This is a genomic window from Sutterella wadsworthensis, from assembly GCF_003315195.1.
GTDB classification, from domain to species: domain Bacteria; phylum Pseudomonadota; class Gammaproteobacteria; order Burkholderiales; family Burkholderiaceae_F; genus Sutterella; species Sutterella wadsworthensis.
This window is the reverse complement of record NZ_QNRV01000004.1, coordinates 13,658-28,639: the sequence shown is the minus strand read 5'-3', so window position 1 is coordinate 28,639 and position 14,982 is coordinate 13,658. Positions and strand designations below refer to the sequence as shown.

At 57.1% G+C, this 14,982-nt stretch carries 12 protein-coding genes and 7 tRNA genes; all 19 read left to right on the top strand.

Translation table 11 applies throughout. The annotated features are described in order from the left end of the window. The first annotated feature begins 166 nt into the window (after window positions 1–166). The 19 genes from DES29_RS03110 to era all read left to right on the top strand — a co-directional run bounded on the left by DES29_RS03110 (window position 167) and on the right by era (window position 14,955). Entirely contained in the window at window positions 167–1,504 is a 1,338-nt protein-coding gene (locus DES29_RS03110) for an anaerobic C4-dicarboxylate transporter (protein ID WP_005430454.1), read from the top strand. 174 nt (window positions 1,505–1,678) lie between these two features. Beyond that, window positions 1,679–1,754 (top strand) — tRNA-Gly (locus DES29_RS03105). Between the two features lie 5 nt (window positions 1,755–1,759). Beyond that, window positions 1,760–1,833: transfer RNA gene (locus tag DES29_RS03100), tRNA-Cys, on the top strand. 11 nt (window positions 1,834–1,844) lie between these two features. Then, window positions 1,845–1,920, top strand: a tRNA-Gly gene (locus tag DES29_RS03095). 50 nt (window positions 1,921–1,970) lie between these two features. Continuing rightward, a tRNA-Leu gene (locus tag DES29_RS03090) sits at window positions 1,971–2,059 on the top strand. Window positions 2,060–2,576: 517 nt separating this feature from the next. Then, window positions 2,577–3,929, top strand: coding sequence for an FAD-dependent oxidoreductase (locus DES29_RS03080; RefSeq protein WP_021996016.1), 1,353 nt, complete (start codon window positions 2,577–2,579; stop codon window positions 3,927–3,929). A 199-nt stretch (window positions 3,930–4,128) separates the two neighbouring features. Beyond that, a tRNA-Gly gene (locus DES29_RS03075) sits at window positions 4,129–4,204 on the top strand. A gap of 35 nt (window positions 4,205–4,239) precedes the next feature. After that, window positions 4,240–4,315 (top strand) — tRNA-Gly (locus DES29_RS03070). A gap of 46 nt (window positions 4,316–4,361) precedes the next feature. Beyond that, window positions 4,362–4,437 (top strand) — tRNA-Gly (locus DES29_RS03065). A gap of 231 nt (window positions 4,438–4,668) precedes the next feature. Then, complete coding sequence (rpmF, locus tag DES29_RS03060; RefSeq protein WP_005430449.1) at window positions 4,669–4,851, top strand: 50S ribosomal protein L32; 183 nt, start codon at window positions 4,669–4,671, stop codon at window positions 4,849–4,851. Window positions 4,852–5,200: 349 nt separating this feature from the next. Next, window positions 5,201–6,196 carry a beta-ketoacyl-ACP synthase III gene (locus DES29_RS03055; RefSeq protein ID WP_005430447.1) on the top strand — a complete coding sequence of 332 codons (996 nt, stop codon included), beginning with the start codon at window positions 5,201–5,203 and terminating at the stop codon, window positions 6,194–6,196. A gap of 63 nt (window positions 6,197–6,259) precedes the next feature. Beyond that, window positions 6,260–7,192 carry an ACP S-malonyltransferase gene (fabD, locus tag DES29_RS03050; RefSeq protein ID WP_005430445.1) on the top strand — a complete coding sequence of 311 codons (933 nt, stop codon included), beginning with the start codon at window positions 6,260–6,262 and terminating at the stop codon, window positions 7,190–7,192. Window positions 7,193–7,233: 41 nt separating this feature from the next. After that, on the top strand, window positions 7,234–8,001 hold the full coding sequence (fabG, locus tag DES29_RS03045; protein ID WP_005430444.1) for a 3-oxoacyl-ACP reductase FabG: 768 nt from the start codon (window positions 7,234–7,236) through the stop codon (window positions 7,999–8,001). A gap of 126 nt (window positions 8,002–8,127) precedes the next feature. Beyond that, window positions 8,128–8,367, top strand: a complete 240-nt coding sequence (acpP, locus tag DES29_RS03040; protein ID WP_005430442.1) for an acyl carrier protein — start codon at window positions 8,128–8,130, stop codon at window positions 8,365–8,367. Window positions 8,368–8,695: 328 nt separating this feature from the next. After that, complete coding sequence (fabF, locus tag DES29_RS03035) at window positions 8,696–9,937, top strand: beta-ketoacyl-ACP synthase II (RefSeq protein ID WP_113854425.1); 1,242 nt, start codon at window positions 8,696–8,698, stop codon at window positions 9,935–9,937. Between the two features lie 414 nt (window positions 9,938–10,351). After that, window positions 10,352–12,145, top strand: a complete 1,794-nt coding sequence (gene lepA / locus DES29_RS03030) for a translation elongation factor 4 (RefSeq protein ID WP_005430426.1) — start codon at window positions 10,352–10,354, stop codon at window positions 12,143–12,145. A gap of 105 nt (window positions 12,146–12,250) precedes the next feature. Next, window positions 12,251–13,141, top strand: a complete 891-nt coding sequence (gene lepB, locus DES29_RS03025) for a signal peptidase I (RefSeq protein ID WP_005430424.1) — start codon at window positions 12,251–12,253, stop codon at window positions 13,139–13,141. A gap of 54 nt (window positions 13,142–13,195) precedes the next feature. Beyond that, window positions 13,196–13,876 carry a ribonuclease III gene (gene rnc, locus DES29_RS03020; protein WP_005430422.1) on the top strand — a complete coding sequence of 227 codons (681 nt, stop codon included), beginning with the start codon at window positions 13,196–13,198 and terminating at the stop codon, window positions 13,874–13,876. Next, complete coding sequence (gene era, locus DES29_RS03015; RefSeq protein ID WP_016474967.1) at window positions 13,873–14,955, top strand: GTPase Era; 1,083 nt, start codon at window positions 13,873–13,875, stop codon at window positions 14,953–14,955. Before rnc ends, era begins: the two co-directional genes overlap by 4 nt. The last annotated feature ends 27 nt before the right edge of the window (window positions 14,956–14,982 follow it).

The window sequence follows — 14,982 nt, the reverse complement described above, 5'->3', positions numbered from 1 at the left end:
CCGCAGGTTCAAATACCACCAAAGCGGGATTCTCAGGTACTCAGATATCCGTAAAGGGATCGAGGACAGACAGTCTCCGCATCCTCTGATGCAAGCTGCAGCGGCCAATAGAGCCAAATAATGAAGCAGCGGCAGACGGGGTTTCTCATCCATGCCTGGAGGCATTATGGATATCATGCTCATTCTCCAGATCATCGTCCTTTTGGGCGCGATCTTCCTCGGTGTTCGCTTGGGCGGCATCGGCATCGGCTATGCCGGCGGCGCCGGCGTTCTCGTACTTGGTCTGATTCTCGGTATGAAGCCGGGCAACATTCCTTGGGACGTGATTCTGATCATCGCATCGGTGATCGCAGCTATTTCGGCGATGCAGCTCGCCGGCGGTCTGGACTATCTTGTTCAGATTGCTGAACGCATCCTGCGCAGCAACCCGAAGTACATTAACTACCTCGCTCCTGTCGTGACCTATGTGCTGACGATTTTCGCCGGTACGGGTCATACGGCCTTCTCGATGATTCCAGTTATCGTTGAAGTTGCTAAGGAACAGAAGATTCGTCCCTGCTGCCCGCTCTCGATCGCCGTCGTGGCTTCGCAGATCGCCATTACCGCTTCTCCGGTTTCCGCAGCCGTGATTTACATGTCCGGCGTGCTTGAACCGTTCGGCTGGTCCTACCCGGCTCTGATCGGCATTTGGCTCGTTACCACGTTTGCCGGCTGCATGCTGACGGCCTTCGTCATGACGAAGATCCAGAACATGGATCTGGACAGCGATCCGGTCTACAAGGAACGTCTTGCCAAGGGTCTCGTCAAGATTGGTCAGGGTGCCGCTCAGACGGAACTCAAGCCTTTTGCCAAGCGCTCCGTCGGCATCTTCCTGATCGGCGTGCTCTTTGTGGTGCTCTATGCGTCCGCTATTTCGCCGGCCATCGGTCTGATCAGTCCCGTCATTGTTCCTCGTGACGCCGCCATCATGTCCCTGATGCTCCTCGTTGCAACGCTCATCACGATTTGCTGCAAGGTTGACATCTCTGATATCGCCTCTGAAAGCTCGGTCTTCAAGTCCGGTATGGTTGCCTGCGTCTGCGTGCTCGGCGTTGCCTGGCTCGGCGACACGTTTGTGTCCGGCCACACGGCTGAAATCAAGACGTTCGCTGCTGACACCGTTGTTGCCTATCCGGCTCTGCTTGCTGTCGTGTTCTTCTTCGCTGCCATGCTCCTGTACTCGCAGGCAGCTACCGCTAAGGCCATCACCCCGGCCATCGTTGCGGCGCTCGGCATCACCGCCGCCAACCCTGGCGATTCCGGCATGCTCGTCGCTTCGTTCGCTGCTGTGTCTGCTCTGTTCGTTCTGCCGACCTATCCGACCCTTCTGGGCGCGGTCCAGATGGACGACACCGGCACGACCCGCATCGGCAAGTGGGTGTTCAACCACGCCTTCTTCATCCCGGGTGTCCTCGCGATCGTCTTCTCGGTTGCTCTGGGCTTCCTCGCGATCAGCATCTTCTAATCAGCTTTGCCTGAATAGATAGTTTGTGCGAAATCGGGATTCTCTTCGGAGAGTCCCGATTTTTTGCTCAGCAGTCTAAAGATAGGTGATAACCCGCTCCCATTTATATGTAGAGCCGCTCTGATGGGCTGTCTTGACTTATTTTGGGTTTTCATTAAAATTAATTTTCTCAGTGCGGGAGTAGCTCAGTTGGTAGAGCGCAACCTTGCCAAGGTTGAGGTCGCGAGTTCGAGACTCGTCTCCCGCTCCACTGACGGCGCGATAGCAAAGTGGCCATGCACCGGATTGCAAATCCGTTTACGGCGGTTCGATTCCGCCTCGCGCCTCCAAAAGAATTCACGCGGGAGTAGCTCAGTTGGTAGAGCGCAACCTTGCCAAGGTTGAGGTCGCGAGTTCGAGACTCGTCTCCCGCTCCAGATACAAAAGAAGGGAAACACTGAGCAGTTTCCCTTTTTTCGTATGTGGTCCCAGAATGACGGAACTGGTAGACGTAGCGGACTTAAAATCCGCCGCCCCTAAACGGGCGTACGGGTTCGATTCCCGTTTCTGGGACCAAACCAAAATCCCGAGCCGATCTTAGCGGTTCGGGATTTTTTTAATGATTTCTCCAAAATTCTCTGTGGTGCATTCGGTCCCGGCATACTCGCGGAGGTAACTGCAGCCCAGCAGGGGCAAGAGATTTCGGATTTTCTTTGGGATCTCATTAGGAATGAATAAGCGGGGCGACTTTGCGCCCGATCGGGCGTGACGTTAAAGGCTGGGTTAAGCCGAAATTGAAACTAAAGTCCCTCTCGAATCTGAAATGCGCCGGTGTATTCCATCCCATTGCATTTCGTGGCGCACCGTGCTGTGCCGTAGTCCAAAGGCAAGAGGAGGGGTGATGATCAGAGCGATATCAGTGAAATGGTTCGGGAGCGTCAGGATATCCACTAGGGCTCGGCTAACAAAGACAGTAACAATCTGGGCAGAGGAGGCTCCGTCCGCACGCTTGATAATCATCAGTGTCCAACAGTAGTTTCTCCTACGATGGATTCCATCGAACCAACGCCCGCGGGCAAAGACAGAGAACACCATGAAATTTGACGCCATCATTATTGGTTTTGGCAAGGCCGGAAAGACCTTAGCGGGATTCTTGGCAAAGAAAGGCGAAAAGGTCGCCCTGATCGAGCGCTCCGAGAAGATGTATGGCGGCACCTGCATCAATATCGGCTGTATCCCAACAAAGACGCTCGTGCATTCGGCACACCTTGCGCGCCGTGATGGTTCCTGGAAGGAAAAGCAGGAATACTTCCGTGCGGCGATGGAGCAAAAAGACGCCGTTGTAAGCTTTCTGCGCGAAAAGAACTATGAAAAGCTTGCCGACGATCCCAATGTGACTATCTTCCTGGGCGTGGGTTCGTTTGCAGGGAAAAATGCGGTCGAGGTACGCGGCAAGGATTTGGCGGTCACCTTGGAGGCGCCCAAGATCTTTATCAATACGGGTTCGGAAACGGTCATCCCGGATCTCCCCGGCGTTACAGGTAATCCTCGCGTCTTTACGAGTACGACGCTTTTAGACCTCAAGGAACTGCCGCAGCGTCTCACTATCGTCGGCGGAGGCTACATTGGGCTCGAATTCGCTTCAATGTTTGCCTCTTTTGGTACGCAGGTCACGGTGCTCGAAAAAGGGCCCCAAGTATTGCCGCGCGAAGACCGGGATATTGCCGCAGCCGTGCAGGGCATTTTGGAAAAGAAAGGCGTGCAGTTTAAGACGCATGTGAATGTGACCCAGATTGACGGCGGCACCGTGGTCTATGAAGACCGTGCCGCCCAAAAAGAAGTTCGGCTGGAAGGGGACGCGGTGCTTTTGGCGGCTGGCCGCCGTCCGAACACTGAAGCGTTGGCACTTGAAAAAGCGGGCGTTGAAGTCAATGCGCGCGGAGCCATCATGGTCGACGAACACCTGCGCACCACCAACCCGCAGGTCTACGCCTTGGGCGACGTCAAGGGCGGGCCGCTTTTCACCTATATCTCCTTAGATGACTTCCGCATTGTGTGCAGCAGTCTTTATGGGACCGGAGACCGCAGGATTTCCGACCGCGACCCCGTGAGCTCAACGGTCTTTATTGACCCGCCGCTCGCGCACATCGGGCTTACGGCCGAAGAGGCGCAGTCTCTAGGGCGGCACATTAAGGTCAACACCTTGCCCGTAGCGGCAATTCCGCGTGCCAGAACGCTCAATCAGGCCGAAGGGCTCTTTAAGATCGTGGTGGATGCTGACACCCAGGAGATTTTGGGCTGCACGCTTTTTGGGCCGGAGGCCGGGGAAGTCATCAACACCGTAGCAGTGGCCATGAAGACGGGACAAAAGTACACGTTCCTGCGCGACTTCATCTTCACGCACCCGAGCATGAGTGAAGCGCTTAACGACCTGGCGAACTTCTGAGGAACCGTTCAAGGGGAAAGCGCCTCCTTCATAGTGAGGGCGGCGTTCTGCGTTTTGGGCAGTAAAGTCCAGAAGAAAGCGGGCATTTAAAGTCTGATGCGGTCCTCCGTATCGGGAACTCACTCAACAGTACGTGAATACCGTCGTTTGCTTGACAAAATCCCGTAGCTTCGTATAATTCGCATTCTTCGCTGGAAATGCGGGAGTAGCTCAGTTGGTAGAGCGCAACCTTGCCAAGGTTGAGGTCGCGAGTTCGAGACTCGTCTCCCGCTCCAAAGATCCCTTTGGAACCCTTCCCCACGCAGGCGATGCGGGAGTAGCTCAGTTGGTAGAGCGCAACCTTGCCAAGGTTGAGGTCGCGAGTTCGAGACTCGTCTCCCGCTCCATCGAATTCTGTTCGAACTGCAGTTAAGGGAACACCAAGCGGAGCGTGCGGGAGTAGCTCAGTTGGTAGAGCGCAACCTTGCCAAGGTTGAGGTCGCGAGTTCGAGACTCGTCTCCCGCTCCAGATTTCCGGGAAGGAGGGCAGTTGCCCTCCTTTTTTATTGGACTGAATTCTTCGAACCTAAAAAAAGATGCTTTTTGCATGAGGTTCTTCAGGGGATTTGGTACAATCCGCCGCTTGCCGTCCTGTCAATTTAGACGGCGGCGCAATCATGGAATTCCGTGTTCTGGAACGAGTGCCTGGTCACGGAAGTAATTTAGTTCGACACTCGCTTATACCTACGTGGGGTTTGCCATGGCTGTTCAGCAGAATAAGAAATCGGTCGCCCGTCGCGGCAATCGTCGTGCTCATGACTTTTTGAAGAATCCTCCGACGGCTGTCGAAGCGACGACCGGCGAAGTCCATCGCCGTCATCACATCAGCCCGACGGGCTTCTATCGCGGCAAGAAGGTCATCGCGACGAAGCAGGACGAATAAGTCCGCACCGAACAAACCGGTACGCTTCTGCAGCGTTAATGAACCTCGCGCGAGATGCCGCGCGCACCCCACGGTGAAAGTGCTCTTTGCAAAAGGTTTCAGTTTAACGTCAGGGAGTCTCGAAGGCCAAGAGCTTCTGAAGGAAGCGGCCGGGGCGATTCGAAAAGAAGGGGATCCAGAAGTGGGTCCCCTTTTTCATGTCTGCCGAATCCGGTTAAAGTCATGGCTGATGTTCCGCAGCCGTATGGCGCAAATGAGTTACGCCGTGTGGTTGAAAAAACGGACTTCAAACGCAGGCTTTAAATCGGTAAGATCCAACGTTCACGCGACTTGTCTATAAGGACGGCTCATGTCAGCCAAATACTCCCGCATCATTTCCACAGGGTCCGCGCTTCCTGCGGCCCGCATCACCAATGAGGACCTTGCCCGACGGCTCGCTGCCGACGGCATTGAAACTTCTGATGAATGGATTCGTACGCGTACCGGCATTGAAGCTCGACGCTTCGTCAATGGAACGACGGAAACGACTACCACGCTGGCTGCCGCAGCCGCACAGAAGGCGCTTGAAGGGGGCGGCGTTGATCCCAAGACGATTGATCTGATCATTGTGGCGACGACGACGCCTGATCAGGTATTTCCGTCGACGGCAGCGGCCGTGCAGCGTTTGATCGGCGCGGCGGGGTGCGCGGCGTTCGACGTACAGGCCGTGTGCGCGGGCTTTATTTATGCGCTTAATGCTGCCGATGCCATGCTCCGTGCAGGTCCCTATCAGCGTGCGCTGGTCATCGGGGCGGAAACGATGTCGCGCGTTATCGACATGAAGGACCGCGCAACGTGCGTACTTTTTGGCGACGGCGCAGGGGCAGTGGTGCTGGAGGCCTCGGCAAAGCCCGGTATTCTGGCCGCTCGGATGTATGCCGACGGATCCTACGATGAAAATGTGCTCGGTCTCACGGCACGGATTGATCACGGTGAACTTTGCGGGCGTCCCTACATCAATATGGACGGCCGTCAGGTCTTTAAGCTTGCCGTTGACGGATTGACGTCGTCCGCGCAGGAAGTTGCCGTCTTGGCGGGCGTGGATCCGCAGGATGTGGACGTCTACATTCCCCATCAGGCCAATCTGCGCATTATGACAATGGTGGCCAAGAAGCTCGGCATTCCCGACGAACGGATGATCAAGACCGTGTCGGAACAGGGCAACACGTCAGCGGCTTCCGTGCCGCTTGCGCTTGATGAAGCCGTGCGAAGCGGAAAGATTTCAGACGGCAGCCTGGTGCTGCTGCAGGCTGTCGGTGCCGGCATGGCCTGGGGATCGGCGATTGTGCGCTGGCGCAGCGAATAAGGCCGAGCGGCTTTGGAAGCGAATCGTCTCGAACACCAATTACGGAACCAAAGGAAAAAACTCATGCGCATTGCATTCGTATTCCCCGGCCAGGGCAGCCAGTCTGTCGGCATGCTTTCGGGCTTTGCCGACAATGCTGTCGTTGCGGACTATATGGCTCGCGCCAATGCTGCTCTTGGAGAAGATCTTGTCAAACTCATCGCAGAAGGTCCGGCGGAAGTGCTCAGCCTGACGGTGAACACGCAGCCCGCACTGCTCGCGGCCTCTGCAGCGTTTTATGAAGCTTGGATCGCTGCCGGCGGCCGCCGTCCGGATGTGATGGCCGGTCATTCTTTAGGGGAATATTCCGCGCTCACGTCAGCGGGAACATTTGCCTTTGAGGATGCCGTGAAGCTTGTGCGTTTCCGTGCGCAGGCCATGCAGGAAGCGGTGCCGGTCGGTGTGGGCGGCATGGCAGCCGTCATTGGCCTCGATGACGAAGCCGTTATTGAAGCCTGCCGCGAAGCCTCTGCCGTGGGGCCCGTGGAGCCGGTGAATTTCAATTCGCCTGGGCAGGTGGTGATTGCCGGGCGCAGCGACGGCCTTGCCAAAGCGGTAGAGCTTCTTAAGGCCCGCGGCTGCCGGAGAGCCATTCCGCTGGCCGTTTCGGGGCCCTTTCATTCGAGCCTTTTGGCGCCGGCAGGTGAACGCCTTGCCAAACATTTGGCCGAAGTTAAAGTCAGCGCTCCGTCTGTGCCGGTGTATGCCAACGTTACGGCGCAGCTTCACACTACCCCGGACGAAATCCGTGCGCTCCTCGCGCAGCAGGTATCGTCGGCGGTGCAGTGGACCAAGATTGTGAAGGCCATGGAAGCCTCCGGCGTCACAGACATCGTGGAATGCGGGCCGGGCAAAGTGCTGACGGGGCTCGTCAAGCGCATTGCGCCGGAGATCAGACTCCACGGCATCAGCAGCGAAGCGACGCTCGAGGCGACTCTCGAGGCGCTCGCAGCTTGAAGTATTCATTGAATTTTCACCTTTGATTGAGAACCAACGACATGGAAAAAATGATCTTTGCGGCGGACGCGCTCGCCGGGCAGATTTGTCTTGTTACCGGTGCGAGCCGCGGTATTGGCCGTGCGGTCTTTGAAGCTTTTCTTCAGGCGGGTGCCGTGGTTATCGGCACGGCCACTTCGGAAGCGGGCGCGGCTGCGCTCGACGAGGCCGGCAAAGCCTTTGAAGGCCGCGGCCGCGGCATTGTGCTCAATGTCTGTGATGCTGAAGCTTCGAAGAAGGCCGTCGACGACATCGTGGCCGAATACGGCCGCATTGATGTGCTCATCAATAATGCCGGCATTACCAAGGACGGTCTCGTCATGCGCATGAAGGACGAGCAATGGGAGACGGTGATTGAAACCGATCTGACCGCAGCCTTCCGCCTGGCGCGCGCCTGTGTTCGTCCGATGATGAAGCAGCGCTCGGGCCGCATTATTTCCATGTCCTCGGTTGTGGGGGCGATGGGCAATGCCGGTCAGGTGAACTATGCGGCCGCCAAGGCCGGTTTGGTCGGCATGACGATGTCGCTCGCGCGGGAAATCGGTTCTCGGGGCATCACTGTCAACTGCATCGCACCGGGCTTCATCGACACCGACATGACAAAGGATCTTCCCGAAGAGCACAAGACGGCGCTGATCGGTCAGACCGCGCTCGGTCGTCTCGGCCAAACGGATGATGTGGCCAACGCCTGCCTTTACCTCGCATCGCCCGCGGGCGCTTACGTGACGGGCATTGTGCTTCATGTGAACGGCGGCATGTACATGGGTTGATCTGCAGCGGCGACAACCGATTGGTTTTGGTAAAATTAAAAGCTAAATTCTTTTTTAACGACCCTGTATGCTCCATCAAGCGCGGGGTTCATCTGAACGCTCAACCCCACCCGGAGAGACAATCAAATGGACGATATTGAACAGAAGGTCAAGAAGATCATTGCTGAACAGCTTGGCATCAAGGAAGAGGACATCAAGAACGAATCCTCCTTTATTGAAGATCTCGGTGCCGACAGCCTGACGACGGTTGAAATGTCGCTCGCGCTCGAAGATGCTTTCGACATCGAAATCCCCGACACCGAACAGGAAAATCTCCGTACGGTTCAGCAGGCCATCGACTTCGTCAAGGCCGCCGTCGCGAAGTAATTCGCACGTTCGGGCAGCGTCTCGAAGCAAGCTGCCGCTGATCACCGTCTGAAGCTGCTCGATTGGGCTCCATACGGCGAGGCAGGGCAATGAAAACGGGATCCGGCAACGGATCCCGTTTCACGTAATGAATGGGCAAAACCCCGTTTTTCTGCTAATCCGAATAGTTGTAAATTCCCTGAAATGCCTGAATACAGAAGGCAAAGGGGAAGTTTGAACGATCTCGAACCACCTATTGCACCGCATTGGCAATGCTCAGAGGCGTCTCTGCGCTTGCATCGGTTTTCACTAGGGGCTTCAATCCTTTGACTTTGAAGGAAACTGCAACATGATGAATCGCCGCGTAGTCGTTACTGGTCTCGGCCTGATCTCCCCGCTCGGCAACAATCTGGCTTCGAGCTGGGCTGCCGCGCTTGAAGGCAAGAGCGGCATCGCTCGCATCACCGGCTTTGACGCCTCGGAGTTCGGCTGTCAGATAGCGGGCGAAGTGAAGGGCTTTGATGCCGGGAAATACCTGGATGTGAAGGAAGTCCGCCGTTTCGACAAGTTTGTGCATTTCGGCGTGGGCGCGGGTCTGATGGCGCTCGAGGATTCGGGACTGGAAGTCACCGAGGAGAATGCGCCGATGATTGGCGTTGCAATCGGCGCCGGCATCGGCGGCCTGCCCTCTATCTGCGCCAATAACGACGCGATGGTGTCCCGCGGTCCGCGCCGCATTTCACCCTTCATGATTCCCGGATGCATCATCAATATGACTTCGGGTCAGCTCGCGATTATGAAGGGACTCAAGGGCCCCAACATTGCACACGTTACGGCCTGCTCGACGGGGCTGCATGCTATCGGCGAAGCTGCCTATATCATCGCCCGCGGCGACGCGGATGTGATGCTCGCGGGCGGCACGGAGTCGACAGTCTGCAAGCTTGGCATCGGGGGGTTTGACGCCATGCATGCCCTCTCGCGCCGCAATGACGCGCCGGAAGCCGCATCGCGGCCGTTTGACAAGGACCGCGACGGCTTTGTGATGGGCGAGGGCGCAGGCGTTCTCGTACTCGAAGATCTGGACCACGCCAAAGCACGCGGCGCCAAGATCTACGCAGAAATTGCCGGGTACGGTCTTTCGGGCGACGCGCATCACATCACGACGCCTTCGACCGACGGTCCGGTGCGCTGCATGCGTATGGCGCTGCGCCACGCCGGCATGAATCCCGACGAAATCGATTATCTGAATGCGCACGGCACGTCCACGTCGGTGGGTGACGCCAATGAGGTGAAGGCTATTCGCGAAGTTTTCGGCGATCACGCTGCTCGTCTGGCCGTCAATTCGACCAAGTCGATGACGGGCCACCTGCTCGGCGGCGCCGGCGGTATTGAAAGCGTCTTCTCGGTGATGGCCATCCGTGATCAGGTGTCGCCTCCGACCATCAACCTCGACAACCTCGATCCGGAATGTGCCGGCGTTGACATTGTCGGCAAGACGGCGCGTCAGATGAAGATTCGCGCTGCGATGAAGAATTCGTTTGGCTTCGGCGGCACGAATTCAACCGTCATCTACAAGGCCTTTGCGGACTGAACCAGACGGAACCGCTGATTTCGAATCGTGTTCGATCCAGCAAAGTGATTTGGGAGGCTTCCGGGAACCTTTTGGGCCGGAAGCTTCTTTTTTATGATTTTGGGGCAACCGAAGCACCGGCTGAGCTGCGGCGCTGCGGACGAGCTTTGATAAAATGATCTGTTCACGCGGAAGTCCCAATCCGCGCCCGGAACAGTCGGACTCAGGCTGGAGGCGATGACGAAGTGTCGGCTAAAAAAACGCATTTCGTCAGACAGCTTCGCCCAAGCGGCTGCCCGGACGTTTCAATGAATTCATCTTGAATCTCTCAGCACTCTGCCGTTCAGACCGCCGGCCATTGATTCATCAATGGGCCCGCTGCCGGCAGAGCTCTAAAGGGCTTCCTGAAGACCCAAAGCATTTACAACATCGACGATGCAGAACATCCGAAACTTTTCGATCATCGCCCACATCGACCATGGTAAGTCCACGCTTGCCGACCGCCTGATTCAGCGCTGCGGAGGCCTCTCCGACCGCGAAATGAGCGAGCAGGTCCTCGACAGCATGGATCTTGAGCGCGAACGCGGCATTACCATCAAGGCGCAGACGGCGTCGCTGCGCTACAAAGCGAAGGACGGTCAGATTTATGAGCTTAACCTGATCGATACCCCGGGGCATGTCGACTTTTCTTATGAAGTGAGTCGTTCGCTCTCGGCCTGCGAAGGGGCGCTCCTCGTGGTTGACGCTACGCAGGGCGTAGAGGCGCAGACGGTCGCTAACTGCTACACCGCTATCGATCTCGGTGTCTCCGTGATCCCTGTGCTCAACAAAATGGATCTGCCGAGCGCGGATCCGACAGCAGCCGCAGAGGAAATCGAAGACGTGATCGGTATTGATGCGACCGATGCGATTCCTTGTTCGGCCAAAACCGGCATGGGCGTTGACGACATTCTCGAGCGCGTCGTGCGCGATGTGCCGCCGCCCAAGGGTGATCCGCAGGCGCCGCTCCAGGCGCTCATTATCGACTCATGGTTTGACAACTACGTGGGCGTAGTGATGCTGGTGCGCGTCGTCAACGGTACGGTGCGTCCCAAGGACAAGATCACGCTGATGGCGACCAATGCCACGCATTTGGTCGAGCAGATCGGTGTCTTTACGCCGAAGAGCAAGATGCGCGAATCGCTTTCCGCAGGCGAGGTGGGTTTCATCATCGCGGGCATCAAGGAATTGAAGGACGCTCGCGTGGGCGACACCGTAACGCTTGCGCAGAAACCGGCCGAGGAACCGCTCCCGGGTTTCAAGGCGGTGAAGCCGCAGGTGTTTGCCGGCCTCTTTCCGGTGGAATCAAATCAGTACGACGCGCTGCGCGACGCCCTCACGAAGCTTCAGCTTAACGATGCGGCGCTGCGTTTTGAGCCCGAAAGCTCCCAGGCGCTCGGCTTCGGCTTCCGCGCGGGCTTCCTTGGTCTCCTGCACATGGACATCGTGCAGGAGCGGCTGGAGCGCGAGTACAACATGGATCTCATCACGACGGCTCCGTCCGTCGTTTATGAGGTGCTGATGACCGACGGCGAAGTCGTGCAGGTGGAAAACCCCTCGAAGCTCCCACCGGTCGACAAGATCGATGAGATTCGTGAGCCGATCGATACGGTGACGATTTTTGTGCCGAATGAATATGTCGGCGCCGTCATGAAGCTCTGTCAGGATAAGCGCGGTGTTCAGACCAATCTCGCCTATCACGGCCGTCAGGTGCACCTCACTTATGACCTGCCGCTCGCGGAAATCGTGCTGGACTTTTTTGACCGCATGAAGTCTCTCACCCGCGGCTACGCTTCGATGGACTATGAGTTCAAGGAATATCGTGCGGCCGACGTGGTGCGTGTTGATATCCTCATCAACGGCGACAAGGTGGATCCGCTCTCAGCGATCATGCATCGTTCGAACGCCGTGTTCCGCGGCCGAGAGCTCGTGCAGCGGCTTCGCACGCTGATTCCCCGTCAGATGTACGAAGTTTCCATTCAGGCGGCCATCGGTGCGAACATCATCGCCCGCGAGAACGTGAAGGCGCTGCGCAAGAACGTTTTGGCCAAGTGCTACGGCGGCGACATCACGCGTAAGCGCAAGCTGCTCGAAAAGCAGAAGGCTGGTAAAAAGCGTATGAAGCAGGTGGGCAGCGTCGAAATTCCGCAGGAAGCCTTCCTCGCGATTTTGGAAGTTGACGAAAAGTAGTAAGCAATGGAAAGAAATGACGGTGTCAATGCTGACGAAGTCTGACTATTTCTATATACAAACAAGAACGCAATCGGGCATGGAAGCACGAACCCATTTAAGGCCATGAACTTCGCACTTATTCTTTTTATTCTGACGGTCATCACCGGCATTTTTTGGATTTTTGAGCGCACGGTATTTCTGCCGCAGCGCCGCCGGAAGGCCGAGGAAGCCGCGTCAGCTTTTGAAGCTGCCAACCGCGAGGCGCTCGGACGCGGCGATGCTGCTGTCGGCGAAGATCTGCGCCGTCTGAAGGCGACGGCGCTTCGTCAGCCGTGGTGGCTCGAGTACACCGCCGGACTTTTCCCGGTCATTCTGATCGTCTTTTTGCTGCGCAGCTTCCTTTTCGAGCCCTTTCGCATTCCGTCGGGATCGATGCTGCCGACGCTGCATATCGGCGACTTCATTTTGGTCAATAAGTACGACTACGGCATTCGTCTGCCGGTGCTCAACACCAAGGTGCTCGAGGTGGGCGCTCCGCAAAAGGGCGACATTATCGTGTTCCGCTATCCGATGGACGAATCCGTTGACTTCATTAAGCGCGTCGTGGCAACGCCGGGCGACCGGGTTGAATACCGCGACAAAGTGCTCTACGTGAACGGCGTTGAACAGGCCCAGTCTCGTCCGCGCGACTTTGTTGACGATTCGACGATGGTGACGCTCGAAGAGCGTACGGAAAACCTCTCCGGTCTGGAGCACTCCATCGCGGTTGACCATCGCCGGCCGAGCTGGGTGCCCATGCAGGCCGTGATGAAAAAAGAATCCACCTGCAGCTACAACGACCGCGGGTTCGTCTGCACGGTGCCCGAAGGCAAGTACTTTGCCATGGGCGACAACCGTGACAACAGTGAAGACAGCCGCTTCTGGGGTTTTGTGCCGGATGAAAACTTGGTCGGCAAGGCTGTCTGCATCTGGGCGAACTTCAGCGATATGGGCCGCATCGGCAGCATTTACTAATGCGTGACGATGAGCGGCACAATTGAAATAAACAAAGACAAGAGACCATCACAAATGCTTTCGCTTGAAGCGCTCGAGGAGCGCATCGGCTACGTCTTTCAGGATAAGAAGCTTTTGCGCCGTGCGGTTACGCACCGCAGCTTTGCGCAGGAGCACAATGAACGTCTGGAGTTTCTCGGTGACTCGGTGCTTAACTGCGTTATCGGCTATGCGCTTTTTCTGCGTGACAAACACTTCAACGAAGGTGAGCTCTCACGTGTGCGCGCCAATCTCGTGTGTGAAAAGACGCTCCACGAAATTGCCCTGAAGATTGATGTTTCAAGCTTCCTCTACATGGGGGAAGGTGAGGTAAAGACGGGCGGCGCACATCGTGCGTCGATTCTTGCCGATGCCATGGAAGCGATTTTCGGCGCTGTTTTTCGCGAAGCCGGTTTTGATACGGCGCAGCGCGTTATCCTGAAACTCTACGACCCGATCCTGACGGGGCTGACCCCGGAGCAGATGAGCAAGGATCCCAAGACCCGCCTGCAGGAACTCCTGCAGGGAGATCATCTGCCTCGACCCGAATATGCGATCGTCGCCGCCACGGGTGCAGCTCATGAGCGGCGCTTTGAGTGTGAATGCCGCATCGAGCGGCTCAAAATCGTGACGCGGGGCACTGCCACGAGCCGTCGTGAAGCCGAACAGGCTGCGGCGGAATTGGCCCTGACAGCTGCCAAGGAGGCGCTGAAATGACTGACGATTTGAAGAATTTTGAAAAAGCGCCTGAGGCCGATACGCCTCAGACGGAAGACCCGACAACGCTTGAGATGCCGACGGATGATCTTGAGGCCGACATCGAGCCGGGCAAACCCGACGATGATTTCGAGCGCATGCTCGCGCAGGCCGGAGCGCTCAGCTCCGCCAAGGTTCCCGAGGGCTTCCGCTGCGGGTATGTTGCCGTGGTGGGACGCCCCAATGTCGGTAAATCGACGCTCATCAACGCCATTGTGGGTGAAAAGGTTTCCATTACGTCAAAGAAACCTCAGACGACCCGCAACCGCGTGCTCGGCGTGCTGACGACCGATAAGGCGCAGTTCATTTTTGTGGATACGCCGGGCTTTCAGACCAAGGTGAAGAATCAGCTGACGCGTCGCATGAACCGTTCCGTGCGCTCGACGCTTTCCGAGGTCGATGCCGTGGTGATGGTGATCGAGTCAAACGGCTGGAAGCCGGGCGATCTTGAAGTGCTTCGGCTGCTCCCGACGGAAGCGTCCAACGTCATTCTGGCGGTGAGCAAGACCGATCTCTCGAAGGACCGCAACGCGCTTTTGCCGCTGATGGCTGATTCGATGCGCCGCTATCCCTTCGCCGCCATTGTGCCGGTGTCGGCTGAAAAGCACCGTCAGCTCGACGATCTGCTGCGCGAAATCGAAAAGCTTCTCCCCGAAAGCATTCCGTACTTTGATCCGGACCTCTATACGGACAAGTCGCCGCGCTTTCTGGCTGCGGAAACGATCCGCGAAAAGGCCTTCCGGCTGCTCGGCGACGAACTGCCCTACGGCACGGCTGTCACGATTGACAAGTGGAAGGAAGAGACGGACGACAAAGGCGTGCGCCGCGCGGATATTGTGGCTACGCTCATCGTCGACCGCGAAAGCCATAAGCCAATCGTGATCGGTGAAAAGGGCGCCAAGCTGCGTGAAATTTCGCGTCTCGCCCGTGCCGATATTGAGGAGCAGCTCGGCTGCCCGGTGCATCTTGAAGTTTGGGTGCGTGTGCGCCGCGGCTGGTCCGACGACGTGAAGGCACTCAAGACCCTCGGCTACGATTGATGCTGCGCCTTGCCGCCAGCCGAAAAG